21 protein-coding genes are annotated in these 19,557 nt (G+C 47.6%); 7 read left to right on the forward strand and 14 right to left on the reverse strand.

The features are described 5' to 3' along the window. Positions 1-59 precede the first annotated feature (59 nt). Positions 60-1,226 carry a methionine adenosyltransferase gene (metK, locus tag ICV90_RS09875; RefSeq protein ID WP_072582616.1) on the reverse strand — a complete coding sequence of 389 codons (1,167 nt, stop codon included), beginning with the start codon at positions 1,224-1,226 and terminating at the stop codon, positions 60-62. A 203-nt stretch (positions 1,227-1,429) separates the two neighbouring features. On the opposite strand from metK, the gene ICV90_RS09880 reads away from it, so the two are divergent. Genes ICV90_RS09880 through dapF form a run of 3 tightly spaced genes read left to right on the forward strand, consistent with a single transcriptional unit; the run spans position 1,430 to position 4,127 of the window. Continuing rightward, positions 1,430-2,290 (forward strand): lysophospholipid acyltransferase family protein, encoded by an 861-nt coding sequence (locus ICV90_RS09880; protein WP_215358747.1) that lies wholly within the window; start codon positions 1,430-1,432, stop codon positions 2,288-2,290. A gap of 23 nt (positions 2,291-2,313) precedes the next feature. Continuing rightward, complete coding sequence (locus ICV90_RS09885; RefSeq protein ID WP_215358748.1) at positions 2,314-3,213, forward strand: lipid A biosynthesis acyltransferase; 900 nt, start codon at positions 2,314-2,316, stop codon at positions 3,211-3,213. A 59-nt stretch (positions 3,214-3,272) separates the two neighbouring features. After that, positions 3,273-4,127 (forward strand): diaminopimelate epimerase, encoded by an 855-nt coding sequence (gene dapF, locus ICV90_RS09890; protein ID WP_215360475.1) that lies wholly within the window; start codon positions 3,273-3,275, stop codon positions 4,125-4,127. Between the two features lie 12 nt (positions 4,128-4,139). On the opposite strand, the gene pyrE is transcribed toward dapF, so the two are convergent. Further along, a complete protein-coding gene (gene pyrE, locus ICV90_RS09895; RefSeq protein WP_215358749.1) occupies positions 4,140-4,808 on the reverse strand; it encodes an orotate phosphoribosyltransferase in 669 nt (222 codons plus the stop codon). A gap of 8 nt (positions 4,809-4,816) precedes the next feature. On the opposite strand from pyrE, the gene ICV90_RS09900 reads away from it, so the two are divergent. Beyond that, the gene (locus ICV90_RS09900; RefSeq protein WP_215358750.1) at positions 4,817-5,599 is read left to right on the forward strand and encodes an exodeoxyribonuclease III; all 783 of its coding nucleotides are present in this window, start codon (positions 4,817-4,819) and stop codon (positions 5,597-5,599) included. Between the two features lie 27 nt (positions 5,600-5,626). On the opposite strand, the gene ICV90_RS09905 is transcribed toward ICV90_RS09900, so the two are convergent. The 12 genes from ICV90_RS09905 to gatC all read right to left on the reverse strand — a co-directional run bounded on the left by ICV90_RS09905 (position 5,627) and on the right by gatC (position 16,965). Beyond that, positions 5,627-6,946: an MFS transporter gene (locus tag ICV90_RS09905; RefSeq protein ID WP_251367732.1), complete on the reverse strand. Its 1,320-nt coding sequence runs from the start codon at positions 6,944-6,946 to the stop codon at positions 5,627-5,629. A 15-nt stretch (positions 6,947-6,961) separates the two neighbouring features. Beyond that, positions 6,962-7,555 (reverse strand): methionine biosynthesis protein MetW, encoded by a 594-nt coding sequence (metW, locus tag ICV90_RS09910; RefSeq protein WP_215358751.1) that lies wholly within the window; start codon positions 7,553-7,555, stop codon positions 6,962-6,964. Continuing rightward, complete coding sequence (locus ICV90_RS09915) at positions 7,552-8,691, reverse strand: homoserine O-acetyltransferase (RefSeq protein ID WP_215358752.1); 1,140 nt, start codon at positions 8,689-8,691, stop codon at positions 7,552-7,554. The genes metW and ICV90_RS09915 overlap by 4 nt, the downstream gene beginning before the upstream one ends. Further along, positions 8,688-9,338, reverse strand: a complete 651-nt coding sequence (slmA, locus tag ICV90_RS09920) for a nucleoid occlusion factor SlmA (protein ID WP_215358753.1) — start codon at positions 9,336-9,338, stop codon at positions 8,688-8,690. Before slmA ends, ICV90_RS09915 begins: the two co-directional genes overlap by 4 nt. A gap of 10 nt (positions 9,339-9,348) precedes the next feature. Further along, entirely contained in the window at positions 9,349-10,251 is a 903-nt protein-coding gene (gene argB, locus ICV90_RS09925) for an acetylglutamate kinase (protein ID WP_215321158.1), read from the reverse strand. Between the two features lie 13 nt (positions 10,252-10,264). Further along, a complete protein-coding gene (dksA, locus tag ICV90_RS09930; RefSeq protein WP_072582887.1) occupies positions 10,265-10,642 on the reverse strand; it encodes an RNA polymerase-binding protein DksA in 378 nt (125 codons plus the stop codon). A gap of 222 nt (positions 10,643-10,864) precedes the next feature. After that, complete coding sequence (locus ICV90_RS09935) at positions 10,865-11,935, reverse strand: GTP-binding protein (protein ID WP_215358754.1); 1,071 nt, start codon at positions 11,933-11,935, stop codon at positions 10,865-10,867. 69 nt (positions 11,936-12,004) lie between these two features. After that, the gene (locus tag ICV90_RS09940; protein ID WP_215358755.1) at positions 12,005-13,006 is read right to left on the reverse strand and encodes a tyrosine recombinase XerC; all 1,002 of its coding nucleotides are present in this window, start codon (positions 13,004-13,006) and stop codon (positions 12,005-12,007) included. Next, a complete protein-coding gene (locus ICV90_RS09945) occupies positions 12,987-13,661 on the reverse strand; it encodes a DUF484 family protein (protein WP_215358756.1) in 675 nt (224 codons plus the stop codon). Before ICV90_RS09945 ends, ICV90_RS09940 begins: the two co-directional genes overlap by 20 nt. A 27-nt stretch (positions 13,662-13,688) precedes the next feature. Continuing rightward, complete coding sequence (gatB, locus tag ICV90_RS09950) at positions 13,689-15,158, reverse strand: Asp-tRNA(Asn)/Glu-tRNA(Gln) amidotransferase subunit GatB (RefSeq protein ID WP_215360479.1); 1,470 nt, start codon at positions 15,156-15,158, stop codon at positions 13,689-13,691. After that, the gene (gene gatA / locus ICV90_RS09955) at positions 15,158-16,675 is read right to left on the reverse strand and encodes an Asp-tRNA(Asn)/Glu-tRNA(Gln) amidotransferase subunit GatA (RefSeq protein ID WP_215358757.1); all 1,518 of its coding nucleotides are present in this window, start codon (positions 16,673-16,675) and stop codon (positions 15,158-15,160) included. The genes gatB and gatA overlap by 1 nt, the downstream gene beginning before the upstream one ends. Next, positions 16,672-16,965: an Asp-tRNA(Asn)/Glu-tRNA(Gln) amidotransferase subunit GatC gene (gene gatC, locus ICV90_RS09960; RefSeq protein WP_215358758.1), complete on the reverse strand. Its 294-nt coding sequence runs from the start codon at positions 16,963-16,965 to the stop codon at positions 16,672-16,674. The genes gatA and gatC overlap by 4 nt, the downstream gene beginning before the upstream one ends. A 59-nt stretch (positions 16,966-17,024) precedes the next feature. On the opposite strand from gatC, the gene ICV90_RS09965 reads away from it, so the two are divergent. Genes ICV90_RS09965 through mreD form a run of 3 tightly spaced genes read left to right on the forward strand, consistent with a single transcriptional unit; the run spans position 17,025 to position 19,549 of the window. Continuing rightward, positions 17,025-18,068: a rod shape-determining protein gene (locus ICV90_RS09965; protein WP_068319852.1), complete on the forward strand. Its 1,044-nt coding sequence runs from the start codon at positions 17,025-17,027 to the stop codon at positions 18,066-18,068. Positions 18,069-18,092: 24 nt separating this feature from the next. Continuing rightward, on the forward strand, positions 18,093-19,028 hold the full coding sequence (gene mreC, locus ICV90_RS09970; protein ID WP_215358759.1) for a rod shape-determining protein MreC: 936 nt from the start codon (positions 18,093-18,095) through the stop codon (positions 19,026-19,028). Then, on the forward strand, positions 19,025-19,549 hold the full coding sequence (gene mreD / locus ICV90_RS09975) for a rod shape-determining protein MreD (protein WP_215358760.1): 525 nt from the start codon (positions 19,025-19,027) through the stop codon (positions 19,547-19,549). The genes mreC and mreD overlap by 4 nt, the downstream gene beginning before the upstream one ends. The last annotated feature ends 8 nt before the right edge of the window (positions 19,550-19,557 follow it).

Genomic DNA, 19,557 nt, shown 5'->3' on the forward strand with positions numbered 1-19,557 from the left:
ATTGTAAACAATTACGGCATATTTCGCCTCAATACATCTACAAACTGCGTATTTCCTGCTTACAGACCTGCTGCAGCACGTAATGCTGCCGCTTTATCTGTTTGCTCCCAAGTAAATTCTGGCTCTTCACGACCAAAGTGGCCATAAGCAGCTGTCTTCTTGTAAATTGGGCGCAAGAGATTCAACATCTTCACGATACCCTTTGGACGCAAGTCAAAGTGCTCAGAAACCAATTGAGCAATCTTCTCGTCCGAAATCTTGCCAGTACCAAAAGTGCTCACCATGACTGAGGTTGGTTTAGCAACACCAATCGCATAGGAGATCTGAATCAAGCACTTGCTTGCCAAACCAGCAGCAACCACGTTCTTCGCAACATAACGTCCAGCGTATGCAGCAGAACGGTCAACCTTAGATGGATCTTTACCAGAGAAAGCGCCGCCGCCGTGAGGAGCTGCACCACCGTAGGTGTCCACAATAATTTTGCGACCAGTTAAACCACAATCGCCCTGTGGGCCGCCGATAACAAAACGTCCAGTTGGGTTTACCAAGAAATTAATAGCGCCTTTGATCAAATGCTTAGGCAATACTGGTTTGATGATTTCTTCGATGACTGCTTCACGTAATTTTTCGAGAGAAATTTCTTCATCGTGTTGAGTAGACAACACAACAGTATCAATAGAATCAGGCTTGCCATCCACATAACGCAATGTCACTTGTGACTTCGCATCAGGACGCAACCAGTTCAAACGACCATCGCGACGCAACTGTGATTGACGCTCAACCAAGCGATGTGACAAGTGAATTGGCAAAGGCATGAGCTCTGCAGTTTCATCACAAGCGTAACCAAACATGAGGCCTTGGTCGCCAGCACCTTGATCTAAGCCGTCATCATGGGCTTTATCAACACCTTGAGCGATATCAGGACTTTGCTTGTCGTAAGCAACCAATACTGCACAACCTTTGTAGTCGATACCGTAGTCAGTGTTGTCGTAACCAATTTCACGCAAGGTATTACGCGCAACTTGGATGTAGTCAACGTTGGCGTTAGTAGTAATTTCACCAGCCAAAACAACTAAGCCGGTGTTGCACAAAGTTTCTGCAGCAACGCGTGCTGTTGGATCTTGAGCCAAGATGGCGTCGAGAATCGAATCAGAGATTTGGTCTGCTACTTTATCGGGGTGACCTTCAGAAACGGATTCTGAGGTAAAGAAGTAATCATTTGCCATTGCATATTCCTTTAATAATTAACACGATCATTGGGACAACTCGACGTGCCAGGAACTACAACGGCGACGCTTTAGCAGAATTTATGAATCGCCCTGCAAGTTGCCTTAACTCAGCGATGGGTGGATTCTATCCGAAAAATGCCTAATTCAGCAAGGCATGCTGAAATCCACACACTCAGAGCGGCATTGAATATCATTAGGGGGTGCGAAAACTCCTTCTTAAGCTCTGCCTTAATACGATTGCCGTCCTTCCCCTTGCGCTTGTACAGGCGATTGGAGCCTTTTTAGGCATGCTTGCCTACGTAGGGTCCAAGCAATACCGCTCACTCTTTAGGCCCCAATACAAAGCGGTAGTTGACGCACGGAGCCTGCCATTCAAGCTTTGGGATGCAGTAAGAGCCTCTGGAATGCTGTTTTCAGACAGCTTATGGATTTGGCGCAACCCTGCAAGAGCACTGAAATTAGTTGAAGTGCAAAACTGGGATGTAGTTGCAGCAGCGATTGGCGAAGGGCACGGCTTAGTGATGCTGACCCCTCACCTCGGTGGTTTTGAGATCATTCCACGCGTTCTCGCACAGCATTTTCCAGCAACCATTCTCTACAGACCATCACGCCAAGAATGGCTCAATGAAGTGGTAGAAGAAGGCCGCGCCTATCCAAATATGCATTTCGTGCCGACCAACCTCAATGGCGTGCGCCAAATGACTAGAGCACTCACTCGAGGTGAGGCGATTGGCATTCTTCCAGATCAAGTGCCCAGTGGTGGCGAAGGCGTTTGGGTTCCATTCTTTGGGCGTCCTGCATACACAACGCCATTACCAGCGCGCCTTGCCAATCGGAATAACACGCCAGTAGTCATGTTTACCGCTAAGCGCAAAGGTATTGGCCAAGGATGGCTCATGCAGGCTACTCGTCTTGCGCCTTTATCTGAAGATGCCAATCTTGCCGCCGCAGAACTCAACGTTGCAATTGAAAATGCAGTGCTGGTCGCACCAGAACAATTTATTTGGTCATACAACCGCTATAAGCATCCTGCCGGTGCAGAATTGCCCCCAAGCAATTAAATAAATTCGTTATCATTTTTGAAATGACCTGGTTACAAAACCTCTTCAATTTCTTGGCGCTCAGTCTTTTGCGTCTCTTTGCCTTCCTGCCTTATACGATTACCGTCCACGTGGGCTATGGTCTGGGCTGGCTTGCCGCCCATATTCCAAACAGCCGGACCCATGTAGTAAAGACTAATTTACGTTTGTGTTTTCCCAGCCTCAGCGAAAAAGAACTTGATGACCTGGCGATTGAGCATTGGAAATTATTTGGCCGCAGCGTATTAGAGAGAAGTCGCATCTGGCTTGGCAGTGGCAAACAAATTACCGACATCGTCACCATCAAATCAGCGATTACCTTGGGAGATCGCAAGCCGCGCCTACTGATTAATCCACACTTTGTTGGGCTTGAAGGCGGCTTTATGGCACTGTCAGTATTAGCTAATGAATATGACTGGCCCCGTGGCGCAGGGCTTTATCAAAATATGAAGAATCCTTTCTTCAATCAAAAAATGATTGAGTGGAGGAATCGTTTTGGCGGCAAGTCCATCGAAAGACAAAGCCGCCTGCGAGATCTCATAAGAGAAATTCAAACCGGTAACTTTATTTTCATTGCCCCCGATATTGACTTGGGCCCACGTGACTCCGTCTTTGTACCCTTCTTTGGTATCCAGACCAACACCATTACCTCAGTCTCGCGCCTGGCAAGACTCAGTGGCGCTGAAGTATGTTTAATGACAACTACCTTAAACAAAGACCGCAAGGGCTATACCTGCCATATTAGCGAGCCATTGCCAAACTTTCCTAGTGATGATGTTGAAAAAGATACTGCTCGCCTAAATCAATATATCGAGGAACTTGTTCGAGAAAGACCAGCAGAGTACTATTGGGTTCATAAGCGTTTTAAACACAGGCCTGAAGGCGAACCCAGTCTTTACGATTAAACGGAAATATTTTGAGTACCAATACCAACAATCCAGTACGCAAGCTACGCTTCACCAAAATGCATGGTGCTGGCAATGACTTCATTGTGCTCAACGGTATCGACCAAGACTTGAGTGACATTACCAAAGATCAATGGCAAGCCTTAGCCCATCGTCAATTTGGCATTGGTGCCGATCAAATTCTCCTAGTTGAAAAAGCCACACGCCCTGATGCTGATTTTAGATACCGCATTTTTAATTCAGATGGCGGTGAAGTTGAGCAATGCGGTAATGGGTCGCGCTGCTTTGTGCGCTTTGTATTAGATCAGGGCCTATCCAATAAGAACCCTTTGCGCGTGGAAGTGGCGCACACTGTTCTGACCCTCAAGTCCCATCCGGATGGCCAGGTGGAGGTGGATATGGGTGCACCAATTTTTGAACATAGCCATATTCCATTTAATGCGAATGGCTTAGCAAGCGTTCAAGAGTTTCAAGAGGCTCTCTATGCGCTCCCTTTGAATTACCCCGCGACTCACGATAGTTTGGTTGGCGTCCTGTCTATGGGCAATCCACATGCCGTGCAAGTAGTTGGTGATGTTGATAGCGCACCCGTATTAGAAGAAGGACCGGAAATTGAAAAGTTTGCCGCGTTTCCGAAAAAAGTAAACGTGGGTTACATGCAAGCAATCAATCGCAATGAAATCAAATTGCGTGTCTTTGAACGCGGTGCTGGAGAAACGCTAGCCTGTGGTACTGGTGCTTGCGCAGCAGTGGTTTCAGGGATTCGCAGAGGCTTGCTAGACTCGCCTGTAAAAGTGCATACCCGCGGTGGAGATTTGCAGATTGCTTGGGGTGGAACTATTAATAACGTTGCTCAGCCAGTTATCATGACCGGCCCAGCAGTTACTGTCTTTGAAGGCGAAACAACAATCTAAAAGCGACTGCCCTTAGATTCCATATTTATCGCGGTAGGCTTTAACAGCGGGCAAGTAATGAGTGAGCTGAGCATCACTAGAAGTAGTTAGGAAAGACATTAAGCCGGCTAAGTTAGCAATCGTAACAACTGGCAAACCAAACTCTTGCTCTACGGCTTGCACTGCAGACTTATCCCCAATCTCAACAGCATTGCCTGAACGCTCCATTCGATCTAAAGCAATTAACACTGCCGCTGGCTCTGCACCAGCTTTACGAATGAGATCTACCGACTCCCTAACTGAGGTGCCAGCAGAAATCACATCATCAATGATGACAACCCTGCCTTTTACTGGTGCACCAACCAGCATGCCACCCTCACCATGATCCTTAGCTTCCTTGCGGTTGTAAGCATATGGAACGTTAATGCCATCATCTGCCAGCGCAATGGCTGTTGCCGCTGCAAGTGTGATTCCCTTATATGCAGGTCCATAAAGCATATCGAACTGAATGCCCGATTCTTGCAAGGCTTTGGCGTAATAACGACCCAAAGCGCTTAGACGAGCTCCATCATTAAATTCACCAGCATTAAAGAAATAAGGTGAGAGTCTTCCCGCTTTGGTTTTAAACTCCCCGAAGGACAAAACCTTTGCCTCCAAGGCAAAACGAATAAAGTTATCTTGATTTGAATTATTTGAGCTCATAGGCCTACATGTTACGCATCATTTCCGCGAACCTCAACGGTATCCGTTCCGCAGTCAAAAAAGGCTTTCTGCCATGGGCTGTGAAGCAAAAAGCTGACTTCATTTGTATGCAGGAGCTCAAGGCTCAGCGCGATGATCTAGAGGATGCCATTCTCAATCCAGACGGCATGCATGGCTTTTTCCATCATGCCGAGAAAAAGGGTTACAGCGGTTGCGGCATTTATACGCCCCACAAACCAGACGAAGTCTTATACGGCTATGGCAATGAAGAGTTTGATGCTGAGGGGCGCTATGTCGAGGTGCGCTTTAAAGGGCTTTCTGTTATTTCTGTCTACATGCCCTCCGGCTCGAGCTCTCCTGAGCGCCAAGAGGCTAAATACCGCTATCTCGATAGCTTTCTGCCGCATCTCGTTTCTCTCAAAAATTCTGGGCGTGAAATCGTCCTATGCGGCGACGTCAACATTGCCCATCAAGAAATTGACCTAAAGAACTGGAAAGGGAATCTTAAAAATTCAGGCTTCTTACCGGAAGAGCGCGCGTGGCTTACCAACCTCTTTAGCAAAATAGGTTACGTCGATGTCTATCGACACCTTGAACCAGAGGCAACAGAAACTTGTTACACCTGGTGGAGCAATCGCGGCCAAGCTTACGCAAAGAATGTTGGCTGGCGTATTGACTATCACATCACCACTCCCGGCATTGCCGCTACAGCTAAGAAAACTGCTGTGTACAAAGAAGAGAAATTTTCAGATCACGCGCCACTTACAGTGGATTACGACTGGAAGATTTAATCAGTAGCGAGGGGAGCTTACCCCCCCCTACTCACCTTCTTTTTTGATCTGAACAATGTTGAAATGCATCGTTGCCCAAATGAGAAGTAGGACTGGGGCGCCAATGATGGCAGTTCCGTAGAAGAATGCTGGATATCCGAAGTTGTCGACAAACACCCCCGAGAAGCCCGCCAACCATTTAGGCAAGAGGAGCATCATCGAGCTAAACAAAGCGTACTGGGTAGCTGAGTAACGGATATTGGTCAGCGAGGATAAGAAAGCAATAAAGGCGGCGCTGGCAATACCAGAACTGAGATTATCTGCGGAGATCACCCAAATCAAACCATGCAGGTCATGACCTTGTGTAGCTAGCCAAGCAAATAGCAAGTTACTGACAGCCGAAAGAATGGCACCTACAAACAGAATTCGCAACACGCCAAAACGAAGTGTGAGTACCCCACCGACAAAGGCGCCAACCAAAGTCATCACAACCCCAAACACTTTGCTTACAGCGGCAACCTCATCCTTGGTGTAGCCCATATCAACATAAAACGGATTAGCCATGATGCCCATCACGACATCACTAATACGGTAGATGGCAATTAATGACAAGATCAAAATAGCATGCCAGCGATAGCGTGTAATAAATTCTGCAAATGGCTCAACCAGGGTTTGATATAGCCAGGCTTTAGCAGTTCGTACTTTAGCCAATTCGTATCTTGCTGGCTCTTTACTTAAAAGAGTAGTGATCACGCCCACCCCGATAGAAGCTGCCATGCAAAGATAGGCAAATTGCCATGCACTGGCGTCATAGCCACTGCCTATTTCAGCCCGAGCAGCAAGCCAAAGCACGCCTGCGCCAGCCCAAATTAGGGCAAGACGATATCCAGTTTGATATGTAGCAGCAAGAGCTGCTTGATGGTCACTATTGGCTGACTCAATACGAAAAGCATCTAATGCGATATCTTGAGTGGCAGATCCAAATGCCACCAATAACGCACACCAAACAATGGAATTGAGCGCCAGCTTGGGATCTAAAGTCGACATACCGACCAGACCCAAAATGATGAGTGCTTGGGCAAAGAGTAACCAGCTGCGGCGGCGTCCAAACAATTTAGTTAAGAGCGGGATTTGTAGGCGATCCACGAGAGGCGCCCAAACCCATTTAAAGGCATAGATCAAACCAACCCAGGTTAAATAACCAATGGTGCTGCGATCAATTCCGGCTTCACGCAACCAAAAGCTGAGTGTTCCCAGAATAAGCAATAGAGGGAGGCCTGCGGAAAAGCCCAGAAATAGCATACGCAAACAAGGCCATTCGAGATAAACCCGAAAGTCTTTTAACCAAGATTGGACTGCAGTTAACACCTTTGAATTTTTATCCTAGGCACGACGAATGCGGAATAAAGCGAGGCTACCAAATAAATTTGGCATCAAGGTAACCTGACGGCCTTCATGCAAGATACATTGATCAAGAACCTTCAGGCCAAGACTTGAGGCCAACTTCTCAAAGTCAGCAACCGTAAGCACGCGCACGTTAGGCGTGTTGTACCACTGGTAAGGCAAGCTCTTAGAAACCGGCATGCGGCCCAGACCAACAGCCAATCGATGAGACCAATGACCGAAGTTTGGAAAAGAGATTACCGACTCTTTGCCGACGCGAACTACCTCACGCAAAATCTTTTCAGTTTGATGAATGGTTTGCAGAGTTTGTGACAGCACAACCGTGTCAAAACTGCTGTCTTCAAAGAGTGCTAAGCCGCCCTCTAAATCTTGCTGAATGACATTTAAGCCCTTTTGTACGCAAGAGAGCACCCGTGAATCATCAATCTCAACGCCATAAGCGTGAACCGGTTTTTGTTTCTGCAAAAACTCTAAGAAACTACCATCGCCACAACCGAGGTCGAGCACTTGAGTGTTTGGTGCAATCCAATTGGCTATGGCAGCAAAGTCGGTACGCTTATTGAAATTACTCATGCCTGAACCTCGCGCATTTGCTTAAAGTAAGCCCTAACGAGATTGTGATAACGCTCATCATCTAGCAGGAAAGCATCATGTCCATGTGGCGCATCAATCTCTGCATATGTCACTTCACTCTTATTGCTCAGCAACGATTGCACAATCTCGCGACTGCGATTAGGCGGGAAGCGCCAGTCAGTTGAAAAGCTGACAACCAAAAACTTAGCTTGTACTTCCGCTAGGGCGCGATTCAGACTGCCATCGTAACGACGCGCAGGATCAAAATAATCTAGTGCACGTGTAATCAGTAAATAGGTATTGGCATCAAAGTAGGTTGAAAACTTATCTCCTTGATGACGCAAATAACTTTCAACCTCAAACTCAACATCAAAGCTAAAACGGTATTCATTGGACTCGCCATTGGGGCGCTGCAATTCTCGTCCAAATTTTTCTGCCATGTCATCGTCAGATAAATACGTGATGTGGCCAACCATGCGGGCTAAACGCAAGCCGCGCTTAGGAACTACGCCATGCTCGTAATAATTGCCCCCATGAAAATCAGGGTCAGACAGAATGGCATTACGTGCTACTTCATTAAAAGCAATGTTTTGTGCGCTCAGCCTTGGGGTGGATGCCACAACAACGCAATGGTCTATCCGCTTGGGAAACTGAATGGCCCAAGCCATAGCCTGCATGCCGCCCAAGCTTCCACCCATTACGGCAGCAAACTTCCGAATACCCAATTTATCCGCCAAGCGGGCCTGAGTATTCACCCAATCTTCAACTGTAACGACTGGAAAATCAGCGCCATATGGCTTGCCATTTGCTGGATTAATGCTCATAGGTCCAGTTGAACCAAAACAAGAGCCTAAATTATTTACGCCTATAACAAAAAAGTGATTGGTGTCTACCGGCTTCCCCGGGCCAATCATGTTGTCCCACCAACCAATATCTTTTGGATCTTCTGGACTTGGGCCAGCTACGTGATGAGATGCATTGAGTGCATGGCAAACAAGAACGGCATTACTTTTATCGGCATTGAGCTTGCCATAAGTTTCAATGACTAAATCATAGCCAGACAAGATGGCGCCACTCTGCAAAGGCAGGGGCTCGGCAAAATGAATAGTGTTTCTAGAGAGGTGTAGCTCGCTCATTCTGACAGGAGAAGGCGCAGACTAACATCGGAGGCTTCAGTTGGTAACTTCTTAAACCCGCTACGGGCAAAGCGATGCCAACGACCCAAAACAAAACTCATCAACATGGCCGCACGAATGCTAACCTCTTCCTGACCCAGCTGAGCCCAATTACCACCTTGGGTTTGGGCAATACGTAGGGCTTGCTTAAGTGATGCCTCAACACGATCAAGCACTTGAGTAATACGCTCTTGAAGACGATCATCTTCTTGAAATAAAGCATCCCCCAATAAAACGCGAGTCATGCCAGGATTTTTCTCAGCAAAGAATAAAAGCATTTGCAAAATGCCACGTGCCTGAGCAAGACCGGATTCTTCTTTTTGATTAATTTGATTAATCAATCCAAAAACAGTTTGCTCAATAAAAGAAATCAGGCCTTCGAACATCTGCGCCTTACTGGCGAAGTGTCGATATAGCGCTGCTTCTGAAACCTCAATCTTGGCAGCTAATGCTGCGGTAGTAACACGCTCACCCTTAGGGTTTTGCAACATCTCGGCAAGCACTTGCAGAATCTGTAAACGGCGCTCACCTGGGCGAGGGCGCTTACGAGTCTTACCAGCGTCAGCATTGCTGTGGTTGATGTTTGCTGACTCTAAAGATTCGCTCATGGTTGTCTACTTATCTAGAGCGAATCATCGTACCGAATGCTTGCTCGGTCAGAATTTCTAATAATAACGAATGCTCAATGCGGCCATCAATGATGTGCACTGAATTCACACCGCTCTTCGCAGCATCTAATGCCGAAGAAATCTTTGGCAACATGCCGCCAGAAATAGTGCCATCAGCAAACAGCGCGTCAATTTCTCGTGCAGTTAAATCTGTCAACAATTTACCGTCTTTATCCATTACGCCCGGGATATTAGTCATCATGACCAACTTCTCCGCGTGGAGGATTTCAGCCATCTTGCCAGCCACTAAGTCGGCATTAATGTTGTAAGCCTGACCTTCTGCACTAAAGCCGATAGGAGAAATCACCGGAATAAACGCGTCATCTTGCAGAGCTTTGACCACCGCAGGATTAATTGCCTCGATCTCACCAACAAAACCGATATCAACCATCTTGCCCGGCTCTGTATCGCTAGGAATCTTCATTTTCTTAGCATGAATCAATCCACCGTCTTTACCAGTTAAGCCAACAGCCTGGCCGCCAAAGTGGTTAATTAACATCACAATGTCCTGCTGCACCTCGCCACCTAGAACCCATTCCACTACTTCCATGGTTTCTTCATCAGTTACGCGCATACCTTGAATAAAAGTACCGGTCTTACCAATCTTCTTCAGGGCCTCATCAATTTGTGGGCCTCCGCCATGAACCACTACTGGGTTCATGCCGACCAGTTTTAACAAGATAACGTCGCGCGCAAAACTTTCTTTGAGGCGCTCTTCCACCATCGCGTTTCCGCCGTACTTAATCACAATAGTCTTGCCGTGATACGCGCGGATATAAGGCAAAGCCTCAGCAAGAATCTCCGCCTTTAATAAAGGAGAGATATCACTAATAGTTGGTAAATGCTTAGTCATCGCTACTTAAAATTTATTCGCCAAATAATTTTTGACGGAGTTCACGACGCTCTTGAGCCTCAAGAGATAGATTGGCTGTAGGCCTTGCAATTAAACGGTTCAAGCCGATTGGCTCACCAGTTTCTTCGCACCATCCATAGTCGCCAGACTCAATGCGCGCCAATGCTTGCTCTACTTTTTTGAGCAGCTTGCGCTCACGATCACGCGTGCGCAATTCCAATGCATGCTCCTCTTCGATCGTTGCACGATCGGCAGGATCAGGAACCAAAATATTTTCACGCAGATGCTCTGTTGTCTCGGAGGCATTCTTCAAAATGTCGTTTTTTAGAGTGAGCAGTTTTTGACGGAAAAAATCTAACTGCGCAGCACTCATGTAGTCCTTGTCGGACATCTTGAGCAACTCTGCCTCAGTTAATGGAGCACCTTTTGCAACCTTAGCGCTTGCAGCCTTGCTACTAGCTTTTGCAGCGGTTGCTGGTTTTGTTGCTGTTTTTACCGTCATCTCATTCTTTCCTGGTTTGAAGCATTATTGCCTCATTCTGCCAAACTTTTACGGCCCTTTTATTAATATTCATCAATATGGGCCGTGGCGGCGGATTGTACCCGAATCTCGCTAGGCCAAACAGCCCTCAAGCCCTGCCAATAGGGTGTCCTTGGGCAAATCGATGCCTATGAAGACCATACGGGTTTGCTTGGGTTCTGTGCCCCATGGGCCAGCTAAATCACTGCCCATCATCTGGTGAACGCCCTGGAACACTACTTTTCGGCTACTTCCCTTCACATAGAGCACGCCTTTATAGCGCAACATCTTCTCTCCAAAGACCTCCAAAATGCCCCCCAGGAAGTCTTCCAACTTTTTGTGATTAAAGGGTTTATCACTACGAAAAACAAAGGATTGGATACGGTCAGTATGGCCAGCATGGCCATGGTGTTGGTGCTCGTGGTCGTGACTATGATCATGGCCACAGGTACTGTGATCATGATCGTGACTATGGTCATGACCGCAATCCGCATGGTCATGGTCGTCCTGCTCCAAGAAATGAGGGTCAATATCCAACTTGGCATTGAGATTGAAGCCCTTGAGGTCTAAGACAGCATTCAAGGGCACCACGCCCTTAGAAATGCCTGCAATAGGCGCTCTTGGGTTCATATGCATCAGGCGATTACGTAAGGCATCTACTTCAGCAGGCGTCACTAAATCGGTCTTAGTAATAAAGATTTGGTCGGCAAAGCCAACTTGGCGCTGAGCCTCTTCATGCTCATTAAGTTGTTGCTGACCGTGCTTTGCATCCACCAGGGTCACTACAGCATCTAAAACATAATGGTCTGCTACATCATCATCCATAAAGAATGTCTGGGCAACGGGGCCGGGATTGGCAACGCCTGTGGTTTCAATCACAACGCGCTCAAAGCTAATTTTCTTATCTTTGCGTTGCTCCCAAAGCTCATTTAAAGCATCCACGAGATCGCCACGAATGGTGCAGCAAATGCAGCCATTACTCATTTGCACAATGTTCTCTTGGTTGTCTTGCACCAAGATGTCGTTATCAATATTCTCTTCACCGAATTCATTCTCAATCACGGCAATTTTTTTGCCGTGCTCTTCAGTCAAGATGTGTTTAAGTAAAGTGGTTTTGCCGCTTCCCAAGAAGCCCGTCAAAATCGTTACTGGAATTAATGCCATGGATGATCCAATCAAAATCTAAAAGCCAACAGTTCCCAAAGCGGGAAACCTTCTATCTTACCGAGTTCCTCAGCCTTTGCCAGCCTTTGCGCGGGGATGCGCTTTATCGTATGCCTGAGCTAGGTGCTGAAAATCTAAAGACGTATAAATCTGGGTACTAGCAATGCTGGCGTGCCCCAACATCTCCTGCACTGCTCTTAAATCCTGTGAGGATTGCAGCACGTGGCTCGCAAAGCTATGGCGCATCATATGAGGGTGCACATGGGTGGGTAAACCAGCACGCATGGCTAAAGTACGCAATCTTGCTTGCACCGTACGCGGCGATAAGCGCTTACCTGTTGCCGACAAAAACAAGGCGATGGATTCTTCTGGATAAGTTCCAGCATCGCGCAGCTCTCGCCACGCAGCAAGTGATTTCATCGCAGGCACACCAACAGGCACTGAACGTCGTTTGCCGCCCTTACCTAAAACTGTTACTTCAGCAGCATCCCAATCTAACCAGCCAGCAGATTCCTGTTGGCGATCTTTGCTTTGCATTACATCAATCCCCAATAGCTCTGAAAGGCGCAAGCCAGAGGAATACAGCAAATCAATAATGGCTGCATCGCGGATGGATTCCAAATCCTTTTTTTCTTCAGCCTCTTTGACGGCTTGATTTACCAAGGAAAGAGCCTGCTCGACCGATAAGGCCTTGGGTAGAGACTTCAGACGTTTGGGTGCCTTGACGTCGTCAACCGGATTGGCGATTAAATTGCTGGTTACCTTGCCGGCACGGGCATCGCGCCTGGCATCTTTTTCAGTAAGCCAGTCATACCATCCTCGCCATGCTGAAAGGGCTCTCGCAATACTTCTTGAAGATTTACCTTTGGAATGTAAGCGGCCGGCCCAACGACGTACATGGCCGTTACTCACTCTTAACAACTCAATATTGTCTTCAAGTGCAAAGTTTTGCAGGTCACTCAGGTCCATGCCGTACGCTTTAAGCGTATGCGGCGAAAGTTGACGCAACACATGTAACTCATGCAAATACTCTTGCATGAGAGGATGTAGTTCAGTCGACTTTAATTTCATAAGCCTGGATACGATCCAAAGCTGCAGCAGTTAATTCGGCAATTTGACGCAAATAGAAAGCGCCCATATCCGCCGTAAAGCGGGATTCATCCTTGCTGGCTAACAGCAATACTGCGGGCGATTGAGCGGCACCAATACTCTTGCCTAATGGCAACCCAATGGCCACCATGCTTTGCCATTCAGAATCAATGCTTGTCTGGCTTGCTAACAAATCTACGCTGGCTGCCGCCAACTCCTTAGCAGAGCCGCATAACGGGGTGTCTACCCAAGGGCCAAAAGCAGAGTTAGGCGACAGTAATTGTGCAGCCTCTACTTCGAATACTTCGGCTAAGCCCGAAGTTATCGCCGCCTCCACATCAGCCTTATTGTTGGACTTCATCAAACGCAATAACCAAGCAACCAAACTTTGTTGGGTTTTGTCATTACGACTTCCAAAGTGCAACATCTCACTTAAGCGACGATTGAGCTCTTGATTTTGTGTACGCAATACCGTCATCTGACGCTCTTGCAAAGAGATCGCACGATCCTCATGTGGATGCTTAATCCGAATCTCATTAAAGAGATCAGCGTAACGCTCAAAGAAGCCTGGGGTTACACGCAACCACTCTGCAACCAATTCTTCTTGCTCGGCTTGTTTTGGATCGATTGCGCTCATGTATTTCTTTCTAATGATGTTCTTTTGTTAACCAAGTTTTTTACGCAAGAGCTCATTGACCTGACCAGGGTTTGCTTTGCCTTGCGAGGCTTTCATGATCTGGCCAACGAGAGCGTTAAACGCCTTCTCCTTACCCGAGCGGAACTCTTCAACCGATTTCTGGTTAGCTGCTAACACCTGATCAATGATGGCCTCAATAGCACCGCTATCACTTATTTGCTTCAATCCTTTAGCGTCAATCACCTGATCAACCGTGCTGATAGCTTTACCTGCAATCGCTTCTTCCCAAAGAATGGCAAAGATATCTTTAGCGATCTTGTTGGAGATAGTGCCATCAGCCACACGCGTTAGTAATGGCGCTAAATGCTCCGCTTTTAATGGCGCGTCAGCAGTAGCAATACCTGCACGATTTAAGGAGGAAGCAAATTCACCAGCAATTAAATTGGCCGCGGCTTTTGCCAATGGCTTACCTACGATTACTAATAGCTCTTCAAATACTTTTGCGGTATCACGATCTTGCGTGAGCAACTGCGCATCGTAAGCACTTAAACCAAACTCGGTTTGCCACTGCTCGCGTAATTGGGCTGGCAGCGCAGGCATTTTGCTACGGACATCTGCGATCCATGCATCATCAATCACAACAGGCAATAAGTCAGGATCGGGGAAGTAGCGGTAGTCATTAGCATCTTCTTTGCTGCGCATGCTACGGGTTTCGCCACGATCAGGATCATATAAACGGGTTTCTTGAACAACAGTACCGCCATCTTCAATCAACTCAATTTGACGACGCACTTCATATTGAATTGCCTCTTCCAAAAAGCGGAAGGAGTTCAAGTTTTTAATTTCGCAACGGGTGCCAAACTCGGCCTGACCTTTGGGGCGAACCGAAACGTTGGCGTCACAACGGAAGGAGCCTTCTTGCATATTGCCGTCACAGACTCCGAGCCACACCACCAAGCCATGCAAAGCCTTGGCATAAGCAACGGCTTCAGCAGCGCTGCGCATGACTGGCTCTGTCACGATCTCGAGGAGTGGTGTACCTGCGCGGTTCAGATCAATCCCGCTAGAAGGTTCGCCATGAGGGCCTGTAAAGCCCTCTTCATGGACGGATTTACCAGCATCCTCTTCCATGTGGGCGCGCGTCAATTCAACTACTTTAATTTCATCCCCGACCAAGATCTCAAGATGACCGCCAACAACAACCGGGATATCCATCTGGCTGATTTGATAGCCCTTAGGTAAATCAGGATAGAAATAGTTTTTGCGAGCAAAAATACTTGCTGGAGAAATCTTCGCATTGACTGCTAAACCAAATCGAATCGCATGCTTTACTGCTTGACGATTGAGCACCGGTAAAACACCGGGTAGCGCTAAATCCACTGCGCATGCTTGCGTGTTTGGGGCTGCACCAAAGCGTGTACTTGCACCGCTAAAAATCTTGGATTGAGTTTGTAGCTGAGCGTGGGTCTCTAGACCAATGACGACTTCCCATTGCATCATGCCACCTCGCTTGCTGGACGCAAATGCCAATCGCTGGCTTGCTGATATTGATGTGCCACTTGCAACAAGCGTGCTTCAGAAAAATAATTACCAATGAGTTGCATGCCGATAGGTAAATTATTTCCATTAAATCCACATGGGGCACTCATCGCTGGTAAACCTGCCAAGTTTGTAGAAAGCGTATAAATATCTTCTAGATACATTTGCACTGGATCTTTAGATTTCTCGCCCAAACGCCAAGCTACATCAGGGGCTACAGGCCCCAGGATGACGTCACATTGATTGAATGCAGCTTGAAAGTCTGCAGCAATAATGCGACGAATTTTTTGTGCCTGCAGGTAATAAGCATCATAGTAACCATGACAAAGAACATACGTTCCAATCATGATGCGGCGCTTTACTTCGGCTCCAAAACCTTCGGTACGTGACTTGGCATACATATCATTGAGATCGCGATACTCATTGGCACGATACCCATAACGCACACCATCAAAGCGACTCAAGTTACTCGATGCTTCTGCAGGCGCTAAAACGTAATACACCGGAATAGAGAGTTTGGTTTTTGGCAGACTCACATCAATCAATGTAGCGCCTAAATTTTCTAAAAGCTTGGCTGCTTCATTAACGGATTTCGCTACATCGCTTGCCAAACCTTCAGCAAAGAATTCTTTTGGCAAACCAACACGCAAACCTTCCAATGGTTTTGCGGGATTGGTATTACCTTCTTTCCAATGTTGATTGAGGTAACGACCGTAATCTTCACCAGAATCAGCCAAGGAGGTGGAGTCACGCGGATCATGCGAAGACATTGCAGACAGCAACAAGGCGCAATCTTCTGCAGTTTTGCCCATCGGCCCAGCTTGATCGAGCGAGGAAGCGTAAGCAATCATGCCGTAGCGCGACACGCGCCCATAACTCGGCTTAATGCCGGTTAATCCACAAAATGCTGCTGGCTGACGGATTGAGCCGCCTGTATCTGTGCCGGTAGCGATCGGAGCCAAACCAGCGGCTACGGCTGCAGCCGAGCCGCCCGATGAACCGCCAGCCACGTGGGCAGAATTCCATGGGTTTAGTACAGGGCCATAGGCAGAGTTCTCATTAGACGAGCCCATCGCGAACTCGTCCATATTGGTTTTACCCAAACAAACCATTCCAGCGCCATGGGGATTGTTTTCATCGGGAATTCCCAAATTAGCCACTACCGTGGCATCAAAAGGACTTTGGTATCCAGCCAAGATTTTGGACGCCGCAGTGGACTTCCAGCCACGCGTTACAAAGACATCTTTGTGGGCAACAGGGATGCCCGTCAAATTACCAGATTTTCCAGATGAAATAAGCTGATCTGCTTTATTTGCTTGTTCTAAGCTTAAGTGAGCATTCACATCAAGGTATGCATTCCACTGTTTTCCAGCCTCAATACGATCCAAAAAGTACTGGGTTAACTCCTTGCTGGAGACCTCTTTTGCAGCCAGTGCTTTTGCCATCAAAGCGATAGGGGTGTTGTGCCAACTCATTCGATCACCTTTGGCACCAAGAAATAGCCATCATGCTGAGCAGGGGCTGATTGCATGTTTTCGGCACGATGGTCTGATTCAGTAACCTGGTCAACACGCATGGGTTGGGCCAAATCACGCAAAAAGAGGATTGGGTGAGCCAAAGGCTCAAGACCACTTGTATCAACGGCTTGCATTTCCTCAACCAAGGAAAAAATGGCCTGCAATTGAGGCAAAACTGCCTCGGCTTCTGCTTGGTTTAATTCAAGCCTAGATAGGTGCGCAATGCGCTGGACATCATCAAGTTTCATGGGACGAGAGTATCATTCCTATATATTTTCATTAACACTTTCTATTTTCCCACTACATCATGTTTGGTTTTTTCCGCAGCTACTTTTCCAATGACCTAGCCATCGACCTAGGAACCGCTAATACCTTAATTTATATGCGTGAGCGGGGTATTGTCCTCGATGAACCTTCTGTAGTGGCAATTCGCCAAGAAGGTGGGCCAAACGGCAAAAAGACCATTTTGGCCGTCGGCAAAGAGGCAAAAGCGATGTTGGGTCGTGTTCCAGGGAATATTGAGGCCATTCGCCCAATGAAAGACGGCGTGATTGCCGACTTCACCATCACCGAACAAATGCTCAAGCAATTTATCAAGCTTGTGCATGAAAGCAAATTATTAAAGCCAAGTCCACGCATCATCATTTGCGTTCCTTGCGGATCTACCCAAGTTGAGCGTCGTGCGATTCGCGAATCCGCATTAGGTGCTGGCGCATCACAAGTATTCCTCATTGAAGAACCAATGGCAGCTGCAATTGGTTCTGGCTTGCCTGTCTCAGAAGCTGCGGGTTCGATGGTTGTCGACATCGGCGGCGGCACAACTGAAGTTGGCGTCATGTCATTAGGTGGCATGGTTTACAAAGGCTCTGTTCGTGTTGGTGGCGATAAGTTTGATGAAGCGATTACCAATTACATTCGTCGTAACTACGGGATGTTGATTGGTGAACAAACTGCTGAACTGATTAAGAAAACGATTGGCTCAGCTTTCCCTGGCGCTGAAGTGCGCGAGATGGAAGTAAAAGGTCGCAATCTTTCCGAAGGTATTCCACGTAGCTTCACTGTTACTAGCAACGAAATTCTGGAAGCATTAACTGATCCATTGAATCAAATCGTGACTGCGGTAAAAGCAGCTCTCGAGCAGATCCCACCTGAGTTGGCGTCCGATATTGCCGAACGCGGCATGATGCTTACTGGCGGCGGAGCCTTATTGCGCGACCTCGATCGCCTCTTGCTTGAAGAAACTGGTTTGCCAATTCATGTGGCAGAAGATCCCTTAACTTGCGTGGCTCGTGGTTGCGGTATCGCACTCGAGCGCATGGATAAGTTAGGCGGAGTGTTCTCGCACGAGTAAGCGACATACACGTCGACCAGGGAATTGCAACATAGCGCTCCACCACTTTTCAGACAGGGCATTCCGGCCTTACTTAAACTGATTGTCTGTCTGTCGATCAGCATCGCTCTGATGCTGATCGATTTTCGTTTCAAAGCACTCGACCCCATTCGCAACAACGTCAATTGGATTTTGCGTCCACTTGAATATGTCATGATGGCGCCGCGCAATGCCTTCGAAGCGACGTCTGAGTATTTCACAACCAGATCGACTCTTGATCAAGAAAACCAAGTAATGAAAGTGCGTCAAGCAGAGCTTTCTTTGCTGGCAAATCAATCTGAATTTTTGATGGTGGAAAACCAAAACCTGCGCGAGCTTATGACTTTGCAAAAACAGGTTCCATTCAAAACATTGCCGGTAGAAATTCTATTTAACCCACCCAATCCCATTTCACAACGCATCGTAATCAATCGCGGTAGTAATGACGGCCTAAAGCTTGGGAACCCGATTGCCAATGATTCCGGAATTCTGGGCCAAGTGGTCCGTCTCTATGAGCGCTCTGCCGAGGTTTCCCTGTTGGAGGACCGTGATTTTGCGGTTCCAGTCCAAGTGGCCCGCAACGGCCTTCGTGCAGCCGTATTTGGCGCAGGGCGCGGCAATCCACTAGAGCTTCGCTACCTCCCGGTAGCCAGCGATTTGGAAGTTGGCGATATTTTGCTGACCTCGGGCATTGATGGCGTTTACCCTCCAGGGTTTGCAGTAGCAGTGATTAGCAAGATTGAGCGCAATGTCGATAAGAACTCTTCTAACGTCTTTTGTGTTCCCGTTGCGGCAGTAAATCGCTATCGTCAAGCGCTTGCACTGTTGTACGATCCGCAACTCGATGCCAAAGCAGCTACTGTGAATAACAAATCCACTTCTGGTGCACCACTAAGCAATACACCCGGCAGACGCCAAACGCGTGCGCGAGGTATGCAATGATCGATTTCCAGAGCGGCTATATTCTGCGCCCGGTCAATCCGGTCTTTATTTATTTCAGCCTATTTTGTGCGCTGCTATTAAACCTATTACCCATTGGCAATTACGGCTGGGTGCCAGATTGGTTAATCCTGTGTATTGTGTTTTGGAATATTCATCAGCATCGTTATGTCAGCGTCATCACCGCCTTCATTTTGGGCTTGATGATGGATGTACATAATTCTGATTTATTAGGGTTGCACGCCTTTAGTTATTCCCTAGTAGCCTACCTTGCTATCTCCTGGCACAGGCGCATTGTGGCGCTCACCGTTCTCTCCCAGGCTCTGCACCTGCTTCCTATTTTCTTATTGGTATCGCTATTTCCTGTGCTGGCACACTGGCTGCTCAGCGGTGAACTCTATTGGTGGGCTTTAACAGGGGCGATTCAGGCTTGGATTGAAGCAATGCTTTGGCCACTAGCCACCCGCATCTTGCTTGCGCCGCAACGTCGCCCTATAGATGTTGATCACAATCGACCCCTTTAAGAAGCGGC

This window comes from Polynucleobacter sp. JS-JIR-II-b4 (assembly GCF_018687815.1).
Classification (GTDB): Bacteria; Pseudomonadota; Gammaproteobacteria; order Burkholderiales; family Burkholderiaceae; genus Polynucleobacter.